This window comes from Vibrio sp. 1562 (assembly GCF_033340155.1).
In the GTDB taxonomy this organism is placed as follows: domain Bacteria; phylum Pseudomonadota; class Gammaproteobacteria; order Enterobacterales; family Vibrionaceae; genus Vibrio; species Vibrio alginolyticus.
Genome location: NZ_JAWOVY010000092.1, coordinates 1 through 1,241 on the forward strand (window position 1 = coordinate 1; position 1,241 = coordinate 1,241).

A 1,241-nucleotide genomic window follows, 5' to 3' on the forward strand; every position below is an offset into this window, starting at 1 on the left:
TGAGTTTATTGAGCTAAACCTAACTTAGGTCAAATTAGCTATTCATAATTCTTCATAAAATGCGGGCACCTTTTCCTTCTCTATGATTGTGAGCATATGGAACTCTTGTGTCCCGCGGGTAACCTGCCTGCGCTAAAAACCGCGATTGATTGCGGTGCAGATGCCGTGTACATCGGCTTCAAAGACGATACCAACGCGCGTCACTTTGCTGGTTTGAACTTCAACGGTAAAAAACTAGAAAAGGCCGTGCAATATGTGCATGACCACAACAAAAAGATCCACGTTGCACTCAATACCTTTGCTCATCCAAACGGTTTTGAACGCTGGACGAACGCCGTCGATAACGCAGCGGCATTGGGCGTAGATGCACTGATTGTCGCTGACATTGCTGTTCTTGAGTACGCTGCTCGCAAATACCCTGAGCTTGAGCTACACCTTTCCGTGCAAGCTTCTGCTACCAACGTAGCTGCGATTGATTTCTACAAGCAAAACTTCAACGTTAAACGTGTGGTATTGCCTCGCGTGTTGTCCATTCATCAGGTGAAACAACTGTCGCGCAACATCACCAGTGATGTCGAGCTGGAAGTATTTGCGTTTGGCAGTCTGTGCATCATGTCTGAAGGTCGTTGTTACTTGTCGTCTTACATGACGGGTGAATCACCAAATACGGTCGGAGCCTGCTCTCCAGCGAAATACGTGCGCTGGCAAGAAACTGAACAAGGCTTGGAGTCTCGATTAAACAACATTTTGATCGACCGTTACTGCGCGGGTGAAAACGCAGGCTATCCAACGCTTTGTAAAGGCCGCTTTGAAGCTGAAATTGAAGGCGAGAAAAAACGTTACCACGCGCTGGAAGAACCAACCAGTTTAAATACTCTCTCTATGCTTCCTGAACTGTTTGCAGCAAACGTAGCGTCGGTAAAAATTGAAGGCCGTCAACGCAGCCCTGCCTATGTAGAGCAAGTTACTCGCACTTGGCGCGCAGCAATTGATCGTTACCAAGCAAACCCAGAAGCTTACCAAGTCGAAGCAGCTTGGGATGCCGCACTGGCTAACGTTTCTGAAGGTACGCAAACCACGCTGGGTGCATACCACCGTAAATGGCAGTAGAGGTTAAGATGGAAAATTCAATGAAATACGCACTTGGCCCACTGCTGTACTTCTGGCCAAAACAAGATATCGAAGCATTTTACTTACAAGCAAAAGAAAGCTCGGCAGACATTATCTACTTGGGTGAAACC

Annotated in this window: 1 protein-coding gene and 1 pseudogene; both read left to right on the forward strand. The window is 47.2% G+C overall.

All coding sequences use genetic code 11. The annotated features are described in order from the left end of the window. Window positions 1–96: 96 nt before the first annotated feature. Window positions 97–1,110, forward strand: coding sequence for a peptidase U32 family protein (locus R7Z49_RS23375; protein ID WP_005456088.1), 1,014 nt, complete (start codon window positions 97–99; stop codon window positions 1,108–1,110). A gap of 20 nt (window positions 1,111–1,130) precedes the next feature. Next, window positions 1,131–1,241 (forward strand): annotated as a pseudogene (locus tag R7Z49_RS23380) (U32 family peptidase); the annotation flags it as partial.

Coding starts and splice junctions, on each gene's coding strand:
- R7Z49_RS23375 (WP_005456088.1), top strand. CDS start 97: ATGGAACTCTTGTGTCCCGCGGGTAACCTGCCTGCGCTAAAAACCGCG.